The sequence below is a fragment of the Salipiger bermudensis HTCC2601 genome (assembly GCF_000153725.1).
Taxonomy (GTDB): domain Bacteria; phylum Pseudomonadota; class Alphaproteobacteria; order Rhodobacterales; family Rhodobacteraceae; genus Salipiger; species Salipiger bermudensis.
Map to the genome: position 1 here is coordinate 678,298 of NZ_DS022276.1, position 1,880 is coordinate 680,177.

2 protein-coding genes and 1 pseudogene are annotated in these 1,880 nt (G+C 69.3%); 1 reads left to right on the plus strand and 2 read right to left on the minus strand.

Annotated features, from left to right (window positions below; all coding sequences use genetic code 11):
* Together R2601_RS03245 and R2601_RS03250 are read right to left on the minus strand one after the other, a co-directional pair.
* Window positions 1-213: pseudogene (locus tag R2601_RS03245) on the minus strand (cell division protein FtsX); the annotation flags it as partial.
* A 2-nt stretch (window positions 214-215) separates the two neighbouring features.
* Entirely contained in the window at window positions 216-893 is a 678-nt protein-coding gene (locus R2601_RS03250; protein WP_007793500.1) for a cell division ATP-binding protein FtsE, read from the minus strand.
* Between the two features lie 158 nt (window positions 894-1,051).
* Between R2601_RS03250 and R2601_RS03255 the strand changes: the two genes are divergently transcribed.
* Window positions 1,052-1,880 (plus strand): zinc-ribbon domain-containing protein (locus tag R2601_RS03255; protein ID WP_007793503.1); only part of this gene is annotated, 829 nt, incomplete at its 3' end.

Sequence of the window (1,880 nt, forward strand, 5' to 3'; positions counted from 1 at the left end):
CGAGATCCGCACCGTCGAGGCGCGCGCCAACTCGTCGCCCCAGCTCGTGGCAAGGCGCCCCGCCGCCAGCGACAGCGCCAGCGCGAAGACCGCGAGAAAGGCCATGGCAGCGGAGACGAAGAGCGTCAGCCGCGCGGTGAAACCGGTTGGTGGCACCACGCGGTCGGCGGCCTTGTCGCCGCGACCGAGCGCGCTAAGCGTGTGCAGCGACATCCTCACAGATCCACCCCCGCCGATTGCAGCCTGCGGTTGGCGATGCGCAGCACCCGCGCCTGCACCTGGCTCTTGGCGGCACGGATCAGCTGCAGGTCATGCGTCGCGATCAGCACGGTCACGCCCATCCGGTTGAGCTCGATCAGCAGACGCAGCAGGCGCTGCGACATCTCCCAGTCGACATTGCCGGTGGGCTCGTCCGCGAGCACCACCTCGGGCGACGAGATCACCGCACGGGCCAGCGCGGCGCGCTGACGCTCGCCGCCCGACAGCTCCGGCGGCAGCGCATTGGCGCGCGAGGACAGCCCGACCCAGCCCAAGAGCTCGCGCAGGTTCTGATCCTGCGCCGAGATCGGCTCCCCGGCGACGGTCAGCGGCAGGGCGACGTTCTCGGCGAGCGTGAGATGATCGAGGAACTGGCAATCCTGGTGCACCACGCCGATGCGGCGGCGGCTCAGGGCGACGGCATCGCGGTCCATCTCGCGCACATCGGTCCCGAAGAGCCGCGCCTGCCCTGCGGTCGGGCGCAGCGCGCCGTAGCAGAGCTTGAGCAGCGTCGTCTTGCCGGTGCCCGAGGGGCCGGTCAGGAAATGGAAGGAGCCGGGGGCAAGCTGCAGCGACAGCTCTGAGAGAAGCTCTCCGCCGCCATAGCTGTAGGCCACATTGTCGAGCTCGATCACGCTTGTTCCACCATCCCGAAATCAGGCCCTGTTGTGCATGAGCCGCGGCGCATATGCAATCCGCCGGGGTTTCGGAAAAGAGGCTTTCACGACTTGGGGCGGTAACTTATTGTGATCCAACAAGGACCAGCAGACCCTTGGCAGGATATGGGGACCAGATGCGGCTGATATGCCCGAATTGCGGCGCGCAATACGAAGTACCGACGAATGTCATTCCCGAAGGCGGGCGTGACGTTCAGTGCTCGAATTGCGGCCACACCTGGTTCCAGGCCCATCCCGACGATGATCCCGAGCTCGCGCAGGAGCTTGGCCTGCCCATCCCGGACGAGGACTGGCAGCCTGAACCGGAGGACGCGCCCGAGGCCTCTGCGGAGCCCGAGGCAGACTTCGAGGACGCGTTCGAAGAAGCGCTCGACGCAACCGAAGAACAGCAGGCCGCCGTCGCGGATCCTTCCCCCGAACCCGAACCAGCGCCCGAACCGGAGGCGGCTCCCGCACCGCAGCCGCGTCCCCGGCCGCGCCGCGAACTCGACCCCTCGGTGGCCGAAGTTCTGCGCGAGGAGGCCGAACGCGAGGCCCGCCGTCGCGCCTCCGAAGCGGGCAGCCTCGAAACCCAGACCGAGCTGGGGCTGACCGAGCCCTCCGAGGACGACAGCGAGCGTCGCAGCCGGGAGGCGCGCGAACGCATGGCGAGGATGCGTGGCGAGGAGGAGGACGAGTCAGAGTCCTTCAGCTTTGCCGAAACGCCTCCCACTGCGCCCGAGCCCGAGCCTCAGCCGGACCCCACGCCGCGCGCGGCCCCGGCGCCCGAGGGCACCGCCGCCGCCGCCGCAGCCAGCTCGCGCCGTGAATTGCTGCCGGACATCGAGGAAATCAACCAGACCCTGCGCGCCTCCTCGGAGCGCCGCAGCATGGAGACGCCTCAGGGCCGCGCCGCCGTCGAGGAAGAGGACGAGGCCGAGACCCGCGGCTTCAGTCGCGGCTCCG